At 38.5% G+C, this 19527-nt stretch carries 15 protein-coding genes; 13 read left to right on the plus strand and 2 right to left on the minus strand.

What is annotated here, in order from left to right:
* Window positions 1-12: 12 nt before the first annotated feature.
* The 13 genes from AC625_RS05120 (at window position 13) to AC625_RS05180 (ending at window position 17021) form a co-directional block, all read left to right on the plus strand.
* On the plus strand, window positions 13-285 hold the full coding sequence (locus tag AC625_RS05120) for an autorepressor SdpR family transcription factor (RefSeq protein WP_049680289.1): 273 nt from the start codon (window positions 13-15) through the stop codon (window positions 283-285).
* Window positions 282-920 (plus strand): SdpI family protein, encoded by a 639-nt coding sequence (locus AC625_RS05125; protein WP_049680290.1) that lies wholly within the window; start codon window positions 282-284, stop codon window positions 918-920. Before AC625_RS05120 ends, AC625_RS05125 begins: the two co-directional genes overlap by 4 nt.
* A 609-nt stretch (window positions 921-1529) precedes the next feature.
* Window positions 1530-1724: a PLDc N-terminal domain-containing protein gene (locus AC625_RS26445; protein ID WP_156187422.1), complete on the plus strand. Its 195-nt coding sequence runs from the start codon at window positions 1530-1532 to the stop codon at window positions 1722-1724.
* A 22-nt stretch (window positions 1725-1746) separates the two neighbouring features.
* Window positions 1747-2655 (plus strand): ABC transporter ATP-binding protein, encoded by a 909-nt coding sequence (locus AC625_RS05135; RefSeq protein WP_049680292.1) that lies wholly within the window; start codon window positions 1747-1749, stop codon window positions 2653-2655.
* Window position 2656: 1 nt separating this feature from the next.
* Complete coding sequence (locus AC625_RS05140; protein ID WP_053178015.1) at window positions 2657-3424, plus strand: ABC transporter permease; 768 nt, start codon at window positions 2657-2659, stop codon at window positions 3422-3424.
* A 347-nt stretch (window positions 3425-3771) separates the two neighbouring features.
* The gene (locus AC625_RS05145) at window positions 3772-5847 is read left to right on the plus strand and encodes a glycoside hydrolase family 3 protein (protein ID WP_156187423.1); all 2076 of its coding nucleotides are present in this window, start codon (window positions 3772-3774) and stop codon (window positions 5845-5847) included.
* 36 nt (window positions 5848-5883) lie between these two features.
* Window positions 5884-7113 (plus strand): exo-beta-N-acetylmuramidase NamZ family protein, encoded by a 1230-nt coding sequence (locus AC625_RS05150; protein ID WP_156187634.1) that lies wholly within the window; start codon window positions 5884-5886, stop codon window positions 7111-7113.
* A gap of 209 nt (window positions 7114-7322) precedes the next feature.
* Window positions 7323-7871, plus strand: coding sequence for a signal peptidase I (gene lepB, locus AC625_RS05155; RefSeq protein WP_049680294.1), 549 nt, complete (start codon window positions 7323-7325; stop codon window positions 7869-7871).
* Between the two features lie 822 nt (window positions 7872-8693).
* Window positions 8694-10445, plus strand: coding sequence for an ABC transporter ATP-binding protein (locus AC625_RS05160; RefSeq protein WP_049680295.1), 1752 nt, complete (start codon window positions 8694-8696; stop codon window positions 10443-10445).
* On the plus strand, window positions 10442-12460 hold the full coding sequence (locus AC625_RS05165) for an ABC transporter ATP-binding protein (RefSeq protein WP_049680296.1): 2019 nt from the start codon (window positions 10442-10444) through the stop codon (window positions 12458-12460). Before AC625_RS05160 ends, AC625_RS05165 begins: the two co-directional genes overlap by 4 nt.
* Window positions 12461-12973: 513 nt before the next feature.
* Window positions 12974-13555, plus strand: a complete 582-nt coding sequence (locus AC625_RS05170; protein ID WP_049680297.1) for a glycerol-3-phosphate acyltransferase — start codon at window positions 12974-12976, stop codon at window positions 13553-13555.
* Window positions 13556-13568: 13 nt separating this feature from the next.
* Window positions 13569-15161 (plus strand): aminotransferase class V-fold PLP-dependent enzyme, encoded by a 1593-nt coding sequence (locus AC625_RS05175; RefSeq protein ID WP_049680298.1) that lies wholly within the window; start codon window positions 13569-13571, stop codon window positions 15159-15161.
* A gap of 6 nt (window positions 15162-15167) precedes the next feature.
* Window positions 15168-17021: an LTA synthase family protein gene (locus AC625_RS05180; protein ID WP_049680299.1), complete on the plus strand. Its 1854-nt coding sequence runs from the start codon at window positions 15168-15170 to the stop codon at window positions 17019-17021.
* A 154-nt stretch (window positions 17022-17175) separates the two neighbouring features.
* On the opposite strand, the gene metC is transcribed toward AC625_RS05180, so the two are convergent.
* Complete coding sequence (gene metC, locus AC625_RS05185) at window positions 17176-18348, minus strand: cystathionine beta-lyase (RefSeq protein ID WP_049680300.1); 1173 nt, start codon at window positions 18346-18348, stop codon at window positions 17176-17178.
* Window positions 18345-19457: a methionine biosynthesis PLP-dependent protein gene (locus AC625_RS05190; RefSeq protein WP_049680301.1), complete on the minus strand. Its 1113-nt coding sequence runs from the start codon at window positions 19455-19457 to the stop codon at window positions 18345-18347. Before AC625_RS05190 ends, metC begins: the two co-directional genes overlap by 4 nt.
* Between the last annotated feature and the right edge of the window lie 70 nt (window positions 19458-19527).

A 19527-nucleotide genomic window follows, 5' to 3' on the forward strand; every position in this document is an offset into this window, starting at 1 on the left:
AGGAAATAAGCTATGAATAATGCGTTTAAGGCCCTTTCTGATCCGACCCGTAGGAAAATCTTAGATTTATTGAAGAATCGAGATTTAACGGCAGGGGAGATTTCAGATCATTTTAATATGACAAAGCCGAGTATTTCCCAGCATCTCAAATTATTGAAAAATGCCGATCTTGTTCAGGACGAAAAAAAGGGGCAATTTGTAGTCTATTCTTTAAATACAACGGTGTTTCAAGAATTAATCAGCTGGGCATTGGATTTTATCGACAAAGGAGATGGACAGAAATGAAGAAACATCTTTTTCCTGTATTATTGATTGTGATCACAGCTAGTTTATGGCTTGTATTTTATCAGCAGCTGCCAGCGCAAGTACCGATTCATTGGAATCTTAATGGCGTTGCAAATGGATATGCAACAAAATTTAATGGGCTGCTGTTGAACGTAAGTATAATGATTTTGCTATATGCATTGTTGATTTTTTTACCTAAAATAGATCCGAAAGCGCAGAATTATCAAAAATTTTCTAGATCCTATTCTATGATTATAAACGCCATCTTATTTATTTTCTTTTTGATAAATGTTCTTGTCATTCTTACTGGAATAGGCTATGACATCCCAATCGGAAAAATAGTACCATTACTCGTTGGTTTCTTGTTTATCGTGCTAGGAAATTATATGCATTCCGTCAAACCAAATTATTTTGTTGGAATTAGAACACCTTGGACATTAAGTAATGAAACCGTTTGGAAGAAAACGCATCGTTTTGGGTCACGCATCTTTATTCTGGCTGGTGTATTATTTATGAGTGTTCCTTTTTTACCAAGTCTATTGGTTGGGAAATTCATGTTTCCGGTTATTTTTCTAATCATCTTACTGCCTATTGGCTATTCGTATTGGATATTTCGAGGAATGGATAAAGAATAAATGTGATTAGAGACCTTTGTAGTCCCTTGGATTAGCCCAGTAATGAGCCAACCTAAACCGTTCATCTTAGGCTACTGTATATAAGCTCCTTAATAGTCGAAGTGTTATATCGGAATAGTCTAACTAGTCGTAAGTTATGAAAATACCTGAACTAGCGCAGTTTAAATAAACATAAGAAACCATGCAGAAACATACATGGTTTCTCTCATCCTAAAAAGAAAAGGATATTAGCAAGACTTGTCCAGGATACAACTATCTTCGGGTAGATCCACCATACCGATCTTCCCAATTAGAACACTCGTAAAATACATTATCAAAGAAGTTATCCCAATAACAATGGCTGTATTTGTGGCAGCAATTCTTATTCGAATGCTTGCCAGAATGATTCATATTTCCGTGACTCATGAAAACACCTCCTCTACACAAATGTAGTATATTCTTGTTCACTCAAAATTGTTTGGACTAGTCGACATATTAGACTCATTTCAAACTTGTATAGATATAGGATGAAAGGGACTTCCTTTATTAATAAAAAAATAACGGATTTTATAATTATTTCATATAATTAAGTAATTACTTAATTAACTAATTAAAAAGGAGAGAATCATTGTGGAATATATTCAGCTTTTGCTTCCAGTTATTATTTTTGAACTCATTTTAAAAGGTGTAGCACTGCGAGACTTACTCAAACGAGAAAGGAGAATGGTGAAGGGGGAAAACAAGCTAGTTTGGGTACTAGTGATTATAATTTTTAGCACAATTGGTCCGATTTTCTATTTTATATTTGGAAAAAAAACAAAATGAGTTCACGAAGGAGAGATGTACAATGATACACTGTGAGAATGTTACGAAAACGTATAACTCATTTCAGGCACTGAATGGAATTAGTTTTACAATTGAAGGAAATGGCTGTTTCGGCTTTCTCGGCAGAAATGGTGCTGGAAAGACGACAGCAATTCGCATGTTGGTAGGACTTTCTGAGCCCACTTCCGGAATTGTGAAAGTGAACGGTTTAGATGTCAAAAAAGAGAAAGAAAAATTAGCAGAAACAATGGGCTATTTACCTCAGCACCCAGCATTTTATGAATATATGACGGGGAAAGAATGGATGCAATGGGTTGGCCGGTTATTTCGTTTAAATAAGAAAACGATTGAAGAGCGGACAGAAAGCCTTTTACGAGATTGTGGAATATGGGAGGCACGAGACCGGAAAATTTCAGGCTATAGTGGAGGCATGAAACAAAGGCTGGGTCTTGCGCAAGCATTAATGAATCGGCCAAAACTGCTAATTCTCGATGAACCAGTATCTGCTCTAGATCCAGTTGGGCGCCATGAAGTGTTAAAAATGATCATGAAGTTAAAGGACAATATGATGATTTTTATGTCCAGCCACATACTAGAGGATGTCGAAAAAATAGCAGATCACATTATCATGATGGATAAAGGTGAGCTGGTTTTGTTATCTAGCATGCAAGAACTAAAATCAACGTACACAATTCCAGTTATTCGCTTCTCCATTTCAGAAGAAAAGCAATCTTTAACAAAGGTTTTAGCTGAACAAGAGTGGGTCAAGAACATTCATGTGAATATTGCAGACTATACTCTGACTGTTAACGACTTAGTTATAGCGAATGCCAAACTGCCGAAACTTATTTCGCAATCAGGTGCCATGCTTGTCACGTATCAGGTAGATATACCTTCTTTAGAAGATATCTTTTTAAGGAAGGTGCGATAACATGACGATTTTCATAAGCATGTTCCAAAAAGAATGGAAAGAACTAATAAGTACGTATAAAATCATTTTCGTACCGATTGCCTTTGCGATCTTAATGATCAGTTTTCCCATTTCGATGAAACTATTGCCTGATTTATTAGCGAGTGATATGCCTGAAGGGACTGTTATTAAAATTCCTGAACAGTCAACATCAGAAGTGATGTCAGCTGCGTTTAGTAATTTTGAACTGATCGGTGTCATCGTTTTAATCCTTATTTCAATGGGAAGTATTGCTGGTGAAAGAGACAAAGGAGTGGCAGCGATGGTGCTTGTCAAACCTGTCAGCAGAGCCGTTTACTTACTGGCAAAATGGTCGGTTTATTCGTTGCTTTCTATTGGGAGCTTTATCTTTGGGATGCTGTTAGCCGCATACTATACAAACGTATTATTTTCAGGGAATCTAATTTGGAGTGATACGATCATAGGTATTCTACTTTATCTTCCGTTTATCGTCTTAATTATTACATTTTCAATCTGCGCTTCAACTTTTTCCAAAAGTCCTGTTGCAGCTGGAACTATCTCCATTGTTGTTTATCTATTGATTACGAATCTTCCTAAATTCATCCAAGCTTCATGGGTAGACAATTTGCCGCATGGTTTGGTGGAAAGCGCAAATGAGTTTATGAAAGGAAACATGATTGAAATAGCTGGACCTTTACTAAGCGTATTTTTCCTAATCGTTCTTGTTTTAGCGGTAGGTATTATCCAATTAAATAGACAGGAAATTTAGTAAAGAAGTATAAGGATAGTAAAATGGACTATCCTTTTTATATTTTAATTGGCTATGCTGTTGTAAAAATCTTTTTGGTAGCATCACCTCCATGAAGCAAGAGAGAAAGCACGCTTCGCCCGTTGATCCTAGAGGATTGGGCTAATATGAGTCAAAAAACAATAGTGCTATATATCAGAGTTATATAATGAAATAAAACATGATATTAATGTAGTTAAAAAGTGCAAAATTCATATAGCCGTAAGTACCTATTTCAGTTGCGTTAATTGTTAACGGTTACATAAAATATTAGGTAATTTTTTCTTAAAAAGGGAACGCTATGAATGACGAATTGGAGGAGGAAAGAAATGAGTCAATCGATGAAAATGATAGGGAAGTATACGATGATTGCAGCGATCATAATTTCCCAACTAGTAGTAGTCAGTTCTGTTCAAGCAAAGAAAGGGAATAATACGATCCAAGACTTGATTATTTTTCAAAATATTCCTCAAACAGAAACAATTGCAGGGCATTCATTTGGATTAAAAGCGATTCAAAGATATGAAGATGGTCATTTTGAACACACAACATCAGGGGTAAAGTGGCGGTCAACCAATCCTCAGGTAGCAAAGGTTGATCAATTAGGGAAAGTAGAGTTTACCGGTAAGAAGGGAAGCGCCCAGATTAAGGTTTCTAAAGGAAAACTAAAGGATCAAATCGGTGTTCGTTACAAGAAGCAAGGTGAGCTTGTGAAGAAAAAAGGGAAAAGGTATGACGTGATCAATCAAGCGATTAAAAAAATGACATTGGAAGAAAAGGTTGGGCAAATGTTAATGCCAGACTTCCGAACGTGGAAAGGCAGTGATGTAACGAAAATGCTTCCTGAAATTGAAGCGCTTGTTAAGGCGTATCATTTAGGCGGGGTGATATTATTCCATGAAAATGTCGTATCAAGAGAACAAACAGTGAGGCTTATTGCGGATTATCAACAAGTAGCTGATAAGTATGGAATGCTGATAGCGATTGATCAGGAAGGTGGGGTTGTTACACGGCTGCAATCTGGAACTGATATGCCTGGAAATATGGCATTAGGAGCCACACGTTCACCTGAATTAACGCAGAAAGTAGGACTGGCGATTGGAGAGGAATTGGCCTCACTCGGCATTAACATGAACTTTGCACCTGATATGGATGTGAATAATAATCCTGATAATCCAGTGATTGGTGTTCGATCATTTGGAGAGAATCCAAAGCTTGTCGCAAAGCTTGGAACAGCATATATCAAAGGAATGCAAGCAGCTGGAGTTGTAGCGACGGCCAAGCATTTCCCGGGGCATGGAGATACAGCTATCGATTCCCATCTAGGTCTGCCTGAAATTCCATATGACAAAGAAAGGCTGAAGGAGGTTGAACTTTATCCTTTCCAAAAGGCAATGAAAGCCAATACTGATGCGATTATGACAGCTCATGTTACCTTCCCTAAAGTCGACAATACGAAGGTCATATCGCAAAAAACAGGCGAAGAAATTGCCCTTCCAGCAACATTATCCTCCAGAGTCTTAACAGAGTTGATGAGAAAAGAAATGAAATTTAAAGGTGTTATCACGACAGACGCGATGAATATGAATGCCATTGCCGAGCATTTCGGATCAGTTGATGCCGCAATTCGCGCTGTAAAAGCGGGTACAGATATCGTATTAATGCCTGTTGGTTTGGTAGATGTTGCTAAAGGTTTAGTTAAAGCGGTTAAAACACAGGAAATTTCAGAAAAACGAATTGAACAATCTGTCGAGAGAATTCTCACGTTGAAAATCAAGCGGGAAATTATAAAGGAAGAAACACCTCAGCCAATAGATAAAAAAATTGCCCATGCGCTAAGTGTTGTTGGTTCTCCAGCACATAAAAAAATTGAAAAAGAAGTAGCTGAAAAATCAATGACGCTAGTAAAAAACAATCACATATTACCTTTACGGCCTAAAGAAGGAGATGAAATTGTCGTCCTTGGACGAACATATCTCACGGATTTAGCAAATGCGGTTAAAAAACATCATCAACATATAACGGTCATTGAGGCGAGTATAAACTATACTTTATCACCTAAACAATGGGAAAAGATTCGTAATGCTAAAGTAGTCATTATTGGGTCACATACTTTGACTGTAGCCGGATGCTCACTTTTGAACCCGCAAATGAAAATGATCAATCAAGTGATGGCTGAAACAAGCGCTCCAGTGATTGGAATCGGAATCCGTAATCCATATGATGTCATGGCGTTCCCAACGATTGATTCGTATCTCGCCATGTATGGATTTAAAACGGCCAGTTTTGAAGCTGTTGGGGCAGTGATTTTCGGAAAAGTGAATCCCAGAGGCAAGCTTCCTGTGAAGATTCCTACGTTAGATGGTGGAATTCTATACAAATATGGACAAGGATTGACTTTTTAAAACGAAGGAGGGGAATTCGTGAAGAAAAGTTTGGTTATGCTTTTGACTGTGATGTTCGTCCTATCATCATTACCTATTGTTTCGGCGAAAAATGGAAAACTAGACAAAAAATTAAAATTAGGCATTGAGGTATTGCTTTCTGAACAAAAGGAGCTAATTAAGGGAAAAAGAGTTGGAGTGATTACCAATTCAACTGGTGTAGATAAGAAGCTTACTAGTATTGTTGATCTCCTTTACAATGACGATGAAATTGAATTGACTGCTTTATACGGACCTGAACACGGTGTCCGCGGCTCTGTACAGGCAGGTGAATATGTAGAGTTTTATCTGGATGATATAACAGGATTGCCTGTTTATAGCTTGTACGGTCAAACGAGGAAGCCAACATCTGAAATGTTAGAAAAGATTGATGTGCTTTTGTTTGATATTCAAGATGTAGGATCACGATTCTACACATATATTTATACGATGGCTTATGCAATGGAAGCTGCAAAGGAAAAAGGCATCCCAATCATCGTATTGGATCGCCCAAATCCATTGACCGGATCAAAAGTTGATGGGACAGTCTTAGACATGAAGTATGCTTCATTTGTAGGGAATTACCCGATTACGCTAAGGCATGGGATGACGGTAGGGGAATTGGCACAACTATTTAATAGAGAGTTCAACATCGGTGCCGGCTTAACTGTTGTCAAGATGAAAGGTTGGAAACGGGACATGTATTATGATGATACGTCTCTACCATTTGTCCTACCTTCTCCAAACATGCCAACTCTCGATACAGCGATTGTTTATTCAGGTTCAGCTTTGTTTGAAGGAACAAATATTTCAGAGGGAAGAGGAACAACAAAGCCCTTCGAATTAATCGGCGCACCATTTATCAATAGAACGGATTTGGCACAGCGCTTGAATGCTCTCAAATTACCTGGAGTAATGTTTAGAGCAGCATCGTTTATACCGGCCAATTCTAAGTTTGCCAATCAACTATCTCATGGTGTACAGATCCACATAACAGATCGGAAGAAGTTCCAATCATTTGAATCTGGACTTCATATGATGAAGATCGTTCATGACTTATATCCCGATCAATTTCAATTCCAGGCAGCCAATAGGGCAGGGATCTCATTCTTCGACCAACTTGTAGGAAATGGTTGGATTCGACAAGGAATTGAAGAAGGACGAAGCGTGAAAGATATGAAGAAACAGTGGGAAAAAGAATTAGATGATTTTAAGAAAATAAGGTCTCAGTATTTACTTTATGAATAGAAAATATAAAAACTCTCATAAATTAATATCTGTAGATGGAGGCAAGGCCCGATAAACGACGTATGAATAAATTAAAGGTCATCCAATCATTATGTGGATGGCCTTCATTTGTACTATGAAGATTTTTTCGATAACTTTTCAAAACCTTAATATTATTCGAAAAAAAGAATGGTAAACTTATAGTAATCACTGTTGAAGAGAGGGATTGGATGAGTTTTAATCAAGTTAAAGGTGAAATTGTATTGTGCCTTAAGGCATGTGCTATTGCTATCGTGATGGTTTTCATTTGCCATATCTTTCTATTTACACCTACTTTGGTGAGCGGTGAATCCATGATGCCTAACTATCAGGATGGTAATTGTGTAATCATCAGTAAAATGAGTGAGGTTGGTAGGTTTGATACAGTCGTCTTTCGGGCACCTAGCGGAGATGAAAACTTTGTGAAACGAGTAATCGGTTTGCCAGGGGATACTGTGGAAATGAAAGATGACCTTTTATATATCAATGGAGAACCGCATCCAGAATCCTATTTATTGAAAGCGAAAGAACGACTCAAAGCGACAATGCTGTTAACGGGGGATTTTACCTTAAGAGATATAACCGGAAGTTCGACCGTCCCTGAAGGATATGTTTTTGTTTTGGGAGATAACCGGTTGATTAGTAATGATAGTCGCTACTTTGGGTATATTCCCATGAAATCCATCATTGGTGAAGTGAAATTCAAAGTGTGGCCACTCAAGAACCATCAAGAGAAGTAGCAATGGGGTTAGGAGGATATTTTTTCGTCTTTTTCAGTTAGGTTACCATTTAAGGTGTAGACATAAAAAAAACGATTGCAAGTCAATTCTCGGGATATAGTTCAATAAATCGATTCTGTGTGTTCAAAAAGGAGGATAAAAAGAGCCGAGAAGTTCGAGGAGCTCATACCTCAAACCTTTCGTGTATACAATAATACGTGTGAGAACCGGATCTTAGCACGGACTTCTGTGTTGCGCACAGGATGTCATGAATGAGCGATGCCACAATTCGCTAGCTTTGTTACCGGACTTATTGAACAACCTCTTCTAGGTAAAAAAGTGCTTGTATATAAAAAAAATACAAATAATTTTAAAAATAACAAAAATACGATTGACAAAGTGACTAACCTGGAGTAATCTATTCAACGGAAATGTATAAAAAATCCAATGAATGGGAGGCGAACGTGATGATGACATTAGCTATGCGAAATCATAAACGAATCATTATGAATATAATCACAGCCTACCCAAATAATTTGTCTTGACGTTTTGACAAAGCTATTAACTGGTGCTTCTTTCAAGCGCAGGCTGCGACATTATCGTGGCTTGCGCTTTTATATGGTTTGCGTTCTAGCTTGAACGTAAAGGTGTGTAAAGGCTTTCGCTAAGTGGCGGGAGCTTTTTGTTTTTTTGAAATAGATGCATTCGCATCCTTTCAATATAAGTAAGACGAACCTTAAGGAGGAAATGAAAATGAAAGTACTTAAAAACGTGAGACTATTCAGTGTAGGAGATCCAGAGAGTGGATAGGGAAGGCTGATTTGATAACAAGGGGGGAAGTATATGTTTTCGATTTTTAGAAAGTTGTCCTGGTATTTTAAGGAACAATGGAAACGATACACGATGGCGATTTTATTTTTATGCTTGGTAAATATCATGGAGGTCATTCCTCCGAAGTTGATTGGGATGGCAATTGATGATATTCATAATGGAGCATTAACTCGTGAAGGGATCATTCGGTATATCGTTTATTTAGCAGCCGTTGGCATGGCAAGCTATATTTTCGGTTATTTATGGAGTTACTTACTATTTGGCGGCGGTCACTTGGTCGAACGTAAGCTAAGGACTGGATTTATGAGCCATCTACTGAAAATGACACCTACTTTTTATGAAAAAAACCGAACTGGCGATTTGATGGCAAGAGCAACAAATGATTTAAAATCCATTTCAATGACAGCAGGATTTGGAATATTAACACTTGCAGATGCTGTTTTGTTTACGTTAACGATTTTGCTTGTGATGGGAGCTACGATCAGCTGGACATTAACAATCACAGCCGTTTTACCTCTGCCAATAATGGCAGTCATGATGCAGGTATATGGAAAAAGAATTCATAAACGGTTTACAGAAGCACAAACCGCTTTTGGTAACTTGAATGATAAAGTGCTAGAGTCTGTTGCGGGAGTTCGGGTGATTCGGGCTTATGTTCAAGAACGAGAAGATGAGCGCCGATTCTATGATATGACGGAAGATGTCTATAAGAAGAACCTGGAAGTGGCAAAAATTGATTCGCTCTTTGACCCGACCATCTCTATCCTTGTTGGAATCAGTTATTTGATTGGTCTTGGATATGGAGCATATATGGTGTTTCAGCAGTTAATCACACTCGGCAATCTAGTATCTTTTAACGTCTATCTCGGCATGTTGATTTGGCCGATGATCGCGATGGGTGAACTAATAAATATCATGCAGCGTGGGAATGCTTCACTTGATCGTCTCACTGAAACGATGTCTTATGAAGTAGATGTTAAAAACGAACCTGGTGCAGAGCTGATTGGTCATCCTGAAGATATATCATTTGATTCTGTTCATTTTACGTACCCCATGTCTGAAGTAGTGAACCTAGACCAAGTATCTGTAACGATTGAACGTGGTCATACATTAGGAATTGTCGGGAAAACAGGAAGCGGGAAAACGACGCTTGTTAAACAGCTTCTGCGGGAATATCCACTTGGTGAGGGTAAGCTCTCGATTGCAGGTTTGCCGGTGAATCAGCTAACGATTGAAGAAGTCCGTAGCTGGATAGGGTATGTACCGCAAGATCATTTTCTTTTTTCAAAATCAGTGAAAGATAATATTTTATTTGGAAAAATGGATGCAACGGAAGAGGATTTAAAGAGCGCCATTCGATTGGCAGATTTCGAGAAAGACCTCGAAATGCTCCCTGAAAAGCTTGAAACACTTGTTGGTGAAAAAGGGGTCGCTCTATCTGGTGGACAAAAACAACGGATTTCGATTGCTAGGGCATTGATTAAAAATCCAGAGATTTTGATTCTCGATGATTCATTGTCTGCAGTGGATGCGAAAACAGAAACAACCATCATTGAAAATATTCAAAGAGAGCGTGCCGGAAAAACGACAATTATCACTACCCATCGTCTATCCGCTGTTCAACATGCCCAATGGATTATTGTACTCGATAACGGCAAGGTGATTGAAGAAGGAAAGCATGAAGATCTACTTGCAGAGGGTGGCTGGTATAAGGAACAATATGTACGTCAACAGGTAGAGGTAGGAACTGAGGTGAACGTATGAAAGTCGTAAAAAAGCTATACCAATATGCAACTCTATACAAAAAATTAATTATTGGCGCGCTCATCATGTTATCCATTTCCGTAGCAGCTGATTTAACAGGCCCGTTCGTTGCAAAAAAGATCATAGATTCCCATATACTTGGTATTGAATCGGAGTGGTACGAAACAGAAGAAAGTAAAGACGCCGTTCCTTACCAAGGGAACTGGTATAAACGTACTGACTATTTTACAAATCATGAAACAAGAGGGCAGGAAGTCAGGGTTCTACAGGTTGGGACCCAATTTGTCTTTGTGGAAGACGCTGTCCCGTTTGATGGCAGCCGAAAGTTAGATGGAGAGGGTATAACGGTTACGAAAAATGGGCAATCGGAGACGTTTCCTGCAACAGTTTTAGAAAAACAAGACTTAATGAGCTTTTATCAACCAGAGATTGCTAGAATTTTCATGCTTGTAGCTCTTTATTTCGGTCTTGTTTTAATCTCCTCGCTGTTTCAATATTACCAAAGCTATTATTTGCAAAAATCAGCAAATCGAATTATCCAACGTATGCGCAATGACCTCTTCACGCATATGTCGAGGCTACCGATTCGCTATTTTGATAAATTACCAGCTGGCAAGGTTGTAGCTAGAATTACGAATGATACAGAAGCGATCCGTGAGCTGTATGTAACGGTTCTTGCGAATTTTTTCTCAAGTACGATTAATATTATCGGGGTATTCATTGCCTTATTCATTTTGAACCCAACGATCGCACTGGCAGCTCTAGTTCTAGTCCCAATCCTATTGATTTGGACGATTATTTATCGGAAGTTTGCTTCAAAGTATAACCATATCATTCGAGCAAGAATCAGTGATATTAATGGAATGATCAATGAATCCATTTCTGGGATGACAATCATTCAAGCATTTAACCAAGGAAAAGGTGCAAAGGAATCTTTTGAAAGATTGAACGAAGAGCATTTTACGTATCAAAATAAAATGCTGAACTTAAATTCACTAACAGGTCACAATTTAATTGGCATATTAAAAACAAGTGCATTGGTGCTGTTCATCTGGTATTTCGGGGGCATGTCTATGACCGTTTCTAGCGCTATTTCTTTAGGTATGTTGTATGCGGTTGTAGATTTTATCAATCGTTTATTGCAACCAGTTCAAGGAATTGTCAACCAGTTCGCAAACCTGGAGCAAGCATTAGTGGCTGGCGAACGAGCATTCAGCTTATTGGATGAACCAGGAATTTTAGTTGAGGATAAAAGCATCATGCGCTACAAAGGAAATGTAGAATTTAAGGACGTATCATTTGGTTATAAAGAAAATGAATATGTGTTAAAGGATATAACTTTCCAAGCGAAGCAAGGGGAAACTGTTGCCTTGGTAGGTCAAACTGGGTCAGGAAAAAGCTCGATTATGAATCTACTATTTCGGTTCTATGATACGAATAAAGGGAAAATTACGATTGATGGGAAGGATATTCAAGACATTCCGCATCAAACCCTAAGAGAGCATATGGGGATCGTACTTCAAGACCCTTATTTATTCACAGGGACAATAGCCTCCAATATTAACCTTGATAATGAAGCGATTTCTCGGGAAGCGATTGAGAAAGCACTACGTGATGTTGGCGGTGATAAAGTATTAAGTCACTTATCGCAAGGATTAGATGAACCGGTTATTGAAAAAGGCAGTACGCTTTCTTCTGGACAGCGACAGCTCATCTCATTTGCCCGGGCACTGGCCTTTAACCCGGCCATTCTCATTTTAGACGAAGCGACCGCAAGCATTGATACTGAAACTGAGGCAATCATTCAATCCGGGATGGATGTTTTGAAAAAAGGTAGAACAACTTTCATCATAGCTCATCGACTTTCAACGATTAAAAACGCAGATCAAATTCTTGTGCTTGATAAAGGACGAATTGTTGAAAAGGGAAATCATGATGAATTGATGGCCCTGAAAGGAAAGTATTATCAAATGTATGAACTACAAAAAGGCCAGAAGAACGGGCTTGCAGGATAGGAATAAATAGATGGTGAACGGCTTTAGACTAATTGGACACTCTTACTACATTAGTAAATGGAGGGCCATCTAGTATGGAGCCGTTTTTTTTACCCTTTTTTATTTTGCATTTTTCGGTCAACAACCATGGTTTCAGCGATATTGGCTAGATTTGTGTAACAAGGTGCAAGGATGGGACATTGGATGCGTTAATAGCAGCCTGAGGAAGTCATTTCATCTTATCGTAGCGACAAGATTGGAGAATATGCGTCAAATAAAAAATCCTTCATATACACGATTTCATTAATTTCCCCTGACATTCAGATCTAACAATTCAAACTCAAAATTATGCGCAAAACAAGAAAACTTTTCTTTCAGGCATACCTTCTTTATTTCAACATATATAGCATGTAATCGCTACTTCGAGAGAATACAGTATATTCCCTTTATTTGTGTGGTCTTTTCATATAAAATGGAAATAAAAAGGCTTGGTAGAAAAATAATCCAATTGAGTACAGTGAATGGAGCGGTTTAATGACTCAACCGATATTATTATTTGTACTTTCTTATGCTTTTGGCTGCATAAATGGTGCTTATTATCTTAGTAAATGGGAGATGGGAAAAGATATTCGCGAACTTGGGAGCGGGAATGCTGGGGCAAAAAACGCAGGCCGCCATCTAGGGAAAAAAGGTTTTTTTTTTACGGTTGTCATTGACGCTATCAAGGTGTTTATGGCTTTACTCATCGTTAATACCCAAATAGAAATCGGCGAAATGGTCATTATATTATGTGCTTTCGGTTTATTAATCGGACATATTTGGCCAATTCAGCTACAATTTCGTGGCGGAAAAGGAGTTGTGGTTCTTTTAGCAGTTACCCTTTATCTTGTCCCAGTCGCTATTTTGGTGACAGGACTTGTCATGGGAATCGGTTATTTATTGTTTCGTAGATTTACAATTCCCGGTTTGATATCGATGATGACAATTCCGATTACTACTTGGGTAACAGGTCATTCACGGATTTATTCAATAGGCTTGCTGTGTATGTTGATTCTTGTACTACTCGTTCATATACCGAACAGCAGGAAGGAAGAAAGAAAACTAAAAACGACTTAGGAGAGTGAACATAGTGGAATTTGTTTATAAAATCGCTTCAGAGCAAAATGAGTTCGAGCAAATTTATAAACTTAATTATCAAACATTCGTGGAAGAAATTCCTCAACACGACCAAAACGAACAGCAGCGATTGATTGATCGTTTTGACAAACAAAATACATACGTGATTGCTAAGAAAAATCAGGAAGTTGTTGGGATGATCGCTATTAGATCCAACCGTCCATTTTCATTGGATCAAAAACTAACTAATTTGGACGACTATTTACCGAGTGATGCGAACCCTTGTGAAATAAGACTACTTACTGTTAAAGATGAATTTAGAAAAAGTCCCGTTTTTTATAAATTAGTTGAATTATTAGTCAGCTATTGCTTGGAGAAAAAATATAATATGGCGCTCATATCAGGTGTTGAGCAACAAATCCCATTATACAAAAGAATGGGTTTTCAAGCATTCGGGGAGGTAGTCGGAACAGAGCGAGCCAAGTTTCAGCCAATGTATTTGACAAAAGAGCGGTTTGAAAACTCTACAAAGGTATTCAAGCGGCTAATAGCTAAAAAATCCAATGAATCTAGCAAAGTTTCGTTTCTTCCAGGTCCGGTACAGCTTCATCCTGAAGTAGTAAAGACTTTCGCTCTGCCTGCTATCTCACATCGATCAGATGTATTTATGAATGAAATGGACAAGATACGGAACACTCTTTGTGACATGACAGAAGCTAAGTATGCAGAAGTTGTAGTTGGGACTGGCACATTAGGGAATGATATGGTGTCTGTTCAGCTATCTCAGATTGAAGGAAATGGCTTGATTTTGGCAAATGGGGAATTTGGTTATCGACTGATTGACCATGCCTTGCGCTTTAAATTGTCATTTTATACGATTGAAAAAGAATGGAATACGCCCATTTCGATATCAGAGATTGAACATGTCCTAAGAGAAAACCCGAACATTAGCTGGATCTGGACGGTACATTGTGAAACTTCAACTGGCTATTTATTTGATTTGGAAAAAATTGAAGAGCTTTGTCTTCGTTATGGCATTGAATTATGTGTCGATGCATGTAGCTCGGTTGGCGTTGTTCCTGTGTCCTTCAAAAATGTACTGATAGCGACGACAGTCAGTGGAAAGGCTCTAGGATCATATCCTGGTCTGGTTATTGTTTTTCATCGGGAAAAGCTACATCCGAATTCTAAATTACCAAGGTATTTAGATATTGGAATGTATCAAGATTATGAAGGTGTTCCTTTTACCCATTCTTCTAATCTATTAAAAGCATTACACGTTGCATTGCAAAATGTAGATAGCAGCATAATCGAAACAAAAGCGGCATTCATCAGAAAATTTTTGGAAGAAAACGGCTATAATTATTTAGGGGACGAAGCCTATTCACCAGGCATTATTACCATTTGTTTGCCATCCTATCATTCTTCCAAAATGCTAGGTGATTATTTGAAAAGTAAAAACATCCTTACAAGCTATGAAAGTAACTATTTATTAAAGCGAAACTGGCTCCAAATTTCGTTAATGGGTCATCATAGTGAAGAATCAATACGTACTCTGTTTCTTGCTTTGACGCAAGCTAAAACAGCCTTTGCTAGTAAGGTGTGATGGGATATGACGAAGAAGGGAATACGTGTTACTCCGAAGTTGCTGTTTTTATTTGCATGTACATGTATGTGGTTGAAGACCGTTATCGTTTCATTTATTGGTTTTGATATCGCCATTCATTCATGGTTCGATGCTCTGCTTCTTATTGTCAATCCAATCGGTTCCTTGCTTTTATTAATTGGACTTAGCATTTACTTTACAAAAAGCCTTCATATTAACTGGCTTTTAGTGATTATGCTACTAGTAACAGGATTGCTTTATGGCGATTTACTTTATTACCGTTTTTATATTGATTATGTGACCGTTTCTATTTTATTTCAATTTAAAAATGTTGGTGGAATTGGACCAAGTACATTCGAGTTGATGAAGGCGTGGGATTTACTCTTATTTGTTGATGTATTACTTATTGCTTGGCTCTCAAAAAGTTCTGCTATTCGGCCTCAAGAAATAAGTGTGCATTTCAAAAAACGATTTATTAGCTTTAGTATAGTACTACTTATTTTATTAGCAGGTCTTGGGTGGAGCCAGTCTCCTTATCTTTTCTCTGCCTCGTATAACAGGGAGCAGATGGTTAAAAGTGTCGGTCCTTACAATTATCATCTTTATGACATCGTAATGGGGCTTCGTCCCACTATAGATCGTGCGGTAGCCACGCATGTAGATACTGGGAAAATTGAGGAGTACGTGGCGAATCAACAGGATGAGACGACGGATTTATTTGGACTGGCAAAAGGAAAGAATATCGTGTTAATCAGTATGGAGTCGACGCAAAATTTTGTAATCAATCAAAAAGTGAATGGCCGAGAAATTACTCCTTTTTTGAATAACTTGATTGGAGAAAGTTTTTATTTCAATCAGATTTATGACCAGACGGCACAAGGGAAAACATCAGATTCCGAGTTTATGATTGATACAAGTTTATACCCGCTGTCTGGAGGATCTGTTTTCGTTCGACGGCCTAAGAATACGTTTAATAGTTTACAACATATATTGAAAGAAAATGGTGCGTATTATTCTGCCTCCTTTCATGGCAATGACCCGTCCTTTTGGAATCGAGAAAAGATGTATGAAAACTTAGGGTATGACCATTTTTTTTCTAAGCAAGATTATCAGGTAACTGATGAAAATTCAGTGAATTATGGCATTAAAGATATTCCTTTTTTTGAACAATCTGTAGAGCATATGAAAACAATGCCTGAACCTTATCTTGCAAAGTTAATTACATTGACGAATCATTTTCCATTTTTACTGGATGAGAATGACCAACTGATCGCGATGGGCAATACCGACGAAGGTGTCGTAAATCGGTATGTGACAACAGTTCGTTATCAGGACGAAGCAATCAAGCGGTTGTTTCAAACGCTTAAAGATAATGGGATGTATAAAGACACAATCTTTGTGTTGTATGGAGATCATTACGGCATTTCAAAAAAATATGAAGCGGCGTTAAGTCAAATGCTGGGTGATGAATATTCACCAATTAATCATAGTCATTACCGTCAAGTACCAGTGATTATCCATATCCCTGGTCAGAAAGGGGAGACTATTGCTGTCCCAGGCGGAGAGATCGACATCCGGCCAACTCTTTTACATCTATTAGGTATAAAAGCAGAAGATACAATATCGTTCGGTCGCAACTTATTCACTAGATCAGCAAACCATCCCGTGATTTTCAGAGATGGTGGCTTCGTGAATGATACGTATATTTACCAAGATGGGGTTTGCTATAATAAAACAACGGGAGAACAGCTAGATCATGTTGCATGTGAACCATATCAAAAAAACGTTCATGATGAATTAGGGCTATCAGATGATATTATATATGGGGATTTATTGCGGTTTACAAGTAGAAAAGATTAAAAAAAAGAGGTAGTCTAAAAAAGTGGATGTCCCAAGCAAAGGGTCAGCCCGCGCAACAACTAAATGCAGTATAGGATAAGTGTATGAAACACTACATACTGAATTAGAGTGCGAGGTCTGACCCTTATGAGACTCCCTTACCGTTATAAAATGATTAAACGGTAAGTACCAATTTACTTTTTTCCAATGCTACTGTAAAATCTTTAATCAAATCATCTGGATTTTCAAGGCCTGCTGATAGACGAAGCAGGCTTTTGGTGATGCCTCTTTTTTCCCTTTCTTCGTCAGGCATTGCAGCGTGTGACATCTTCGCTGGATAAGATAAAATCGTTTCGACAGCACCAAGGCTTACAGCAAAAACTGGTAGAGTGACGTTATCAACAAAGGAGCGTAGAATGTCTTCATTTTCTAATTCAAAAGAAAATACCGCACCGGCTGACTTCGCTTGTTGCTTTTGCAACGTAAACTGTGGATGACTTGCTAGTCCTGGATAATGAACCTTTTTTACAAGGGGATGTGATTCTAGGAATGCCGCGATTTTTTTAGTAGATTGGACTGAGTGTTCCATTCGAACGTGCAAGGTTTTCAAACCGCGCATCACAAGCCAAGCATCCTGCACGCCAAGAACTGCTCCGAATGAATTTTGTAGGAAGCCAAGTTTTTCTGCTAATTCTGGATTCCGCACGACGGCAAGCCCGGCTACGACATCGCTATGTCCGGATAAAAATTTAGTTGCGCTATGAAGGACAATATCTGCTCCCAATGTTAGCGGCTTTTGCAACGCTGGTGTTAAAAATGTATTATCCACATACGTTAACGCGTTAATTTCCTTCGCAATACAACAGATTCCATGAATATCTGTTACCTTCAAAAGGGGATTGGAAGGAGTTTCTATATAAATGGCTTTCGTATTGGGCTGAATAGCTGCTTTCACATTTTCTAAGTCCGTCATATCAACAAAGCTATGTTCAATATTGAAACGGGAAAGTACTTGTGTGACCATCCGGAAGGTTCCGCCATACACGTCTTCAGATACAATCACATGGTCACCAGCCGACAGCAGCATAAAAGCTGTGGAGATTGCTGCCATCCCTGATGAGAAGGCAAAGCCATTTGTACCTTCCTCAAGTCCAGCAATAATCTCTTCTAATGCTTCGCGAGTCGGATTCGCGCTTCTGCTGTAATCGTATTTCCCGAACTGATCACAATCAAGTTGATGGAAGGTAGAAGCATGTTGAATGGGCACGCTAACCGCTCCATTCGTTGCATCAAATTTATGGTTATTATGAAGAAGCAATGTTTCAAAACTGAAATGATCTGTTGTCATGCTAATGCCTCCTTTTTTATTTTAGCAAATGCTTGATCTAGGTCTTGGATGATATCTTCCGCTGCTTCAATTCCTACAGAGAATCGGAGCAGCCTATTACAAATGCCGTTTGCGATTCTTATTTCTTCAGGGATGTCTCCATGTGTCTGGGTGGCAGGATAGGTAATAAAACTTTCAGTCCCACCAAGGCTTTCTGCAAATGAGATAAGTTCCAAGTTTTGTAAAAATGAATTCACGTATTGTTCTTCGCTTACCCGGAAAGAAAGCATACCGCCTTTTCCTGGATAGAGAACATCTGTAACCAATTCATGGGTAGAAAGATAATCTGCAAGCTTCCGTGCGTTTTGATTATGTCTTTCCATCCGCAAAGCAAGTGTCTTCATTCCGCGCATTAACAGCCATGAGTCGAATGGACTCAGTACAGCACCAGCACTGTTATGGTGATGCGCCAGAGCCTCAGAAAGATCTTTCCCTTTTGATACAATGAGCCCGGCAAGCACATCATTATGTCCGCCTAAATATTTCGTAGCACTGTGAATCACAATATCGGCACCGCTTTCAATCGGTTTTTGAAGAAGAGGCGTATAGAACGTATTATCGACGATTAATAGGACTCCGTATTGTTTGGCAATGGCTGACACTGCGTCAATATCCGTTTCCTGCATAAGCGGGTTTGTAGGCGTTTCAAGAAAAATCGCTTTTGTTTGAGGGGTAATACTGTTTTTAATCACTGTTATGTTACTTGTGTCAACATATGTACATGTTAACCCCCATTTTTTAAAATCCTTTTCAAGCAAGCGATAAGTACCGCCGTATAAATCATTGCTGACAATCCATTCATCTCCAGTCTGGAAAAGGGAAAGGACTGTGAAAATGGCAGCCATTCCAGAACTACAAGCAAAACCTTGATCGCCACCTTCAAGTTCAGCTATCGCTTTTTCAAGCAACTGCCGAGTTGGGTTTCCTGAACGAGAATAATCATATCCAGTTGATTGGCCAATACCATTATGGCGATAAGCAGTTGAGAAATATATAGGAGGACTTACTGCACCAGTTGCAGTTTCACTTCGATTCCCTAATTGGGCTAGTTGTGTATCAATCTTCACTATGGTTCACGGCTCCTTTTTAAGAAAATAAAAAAGTCTTCTTTAAGAAGAAGACTTTAAAATCGCATCAGAA

The sequence above is a fragment of the Peribacillus loiseleuriae genome (assembly GCF_001183985.1).
Lineage (GTDB): Bacteria > Bacillota > Bacilli > Bacillales > DSM-1321 > Peribacillus > Peribacillus loiseleuriae.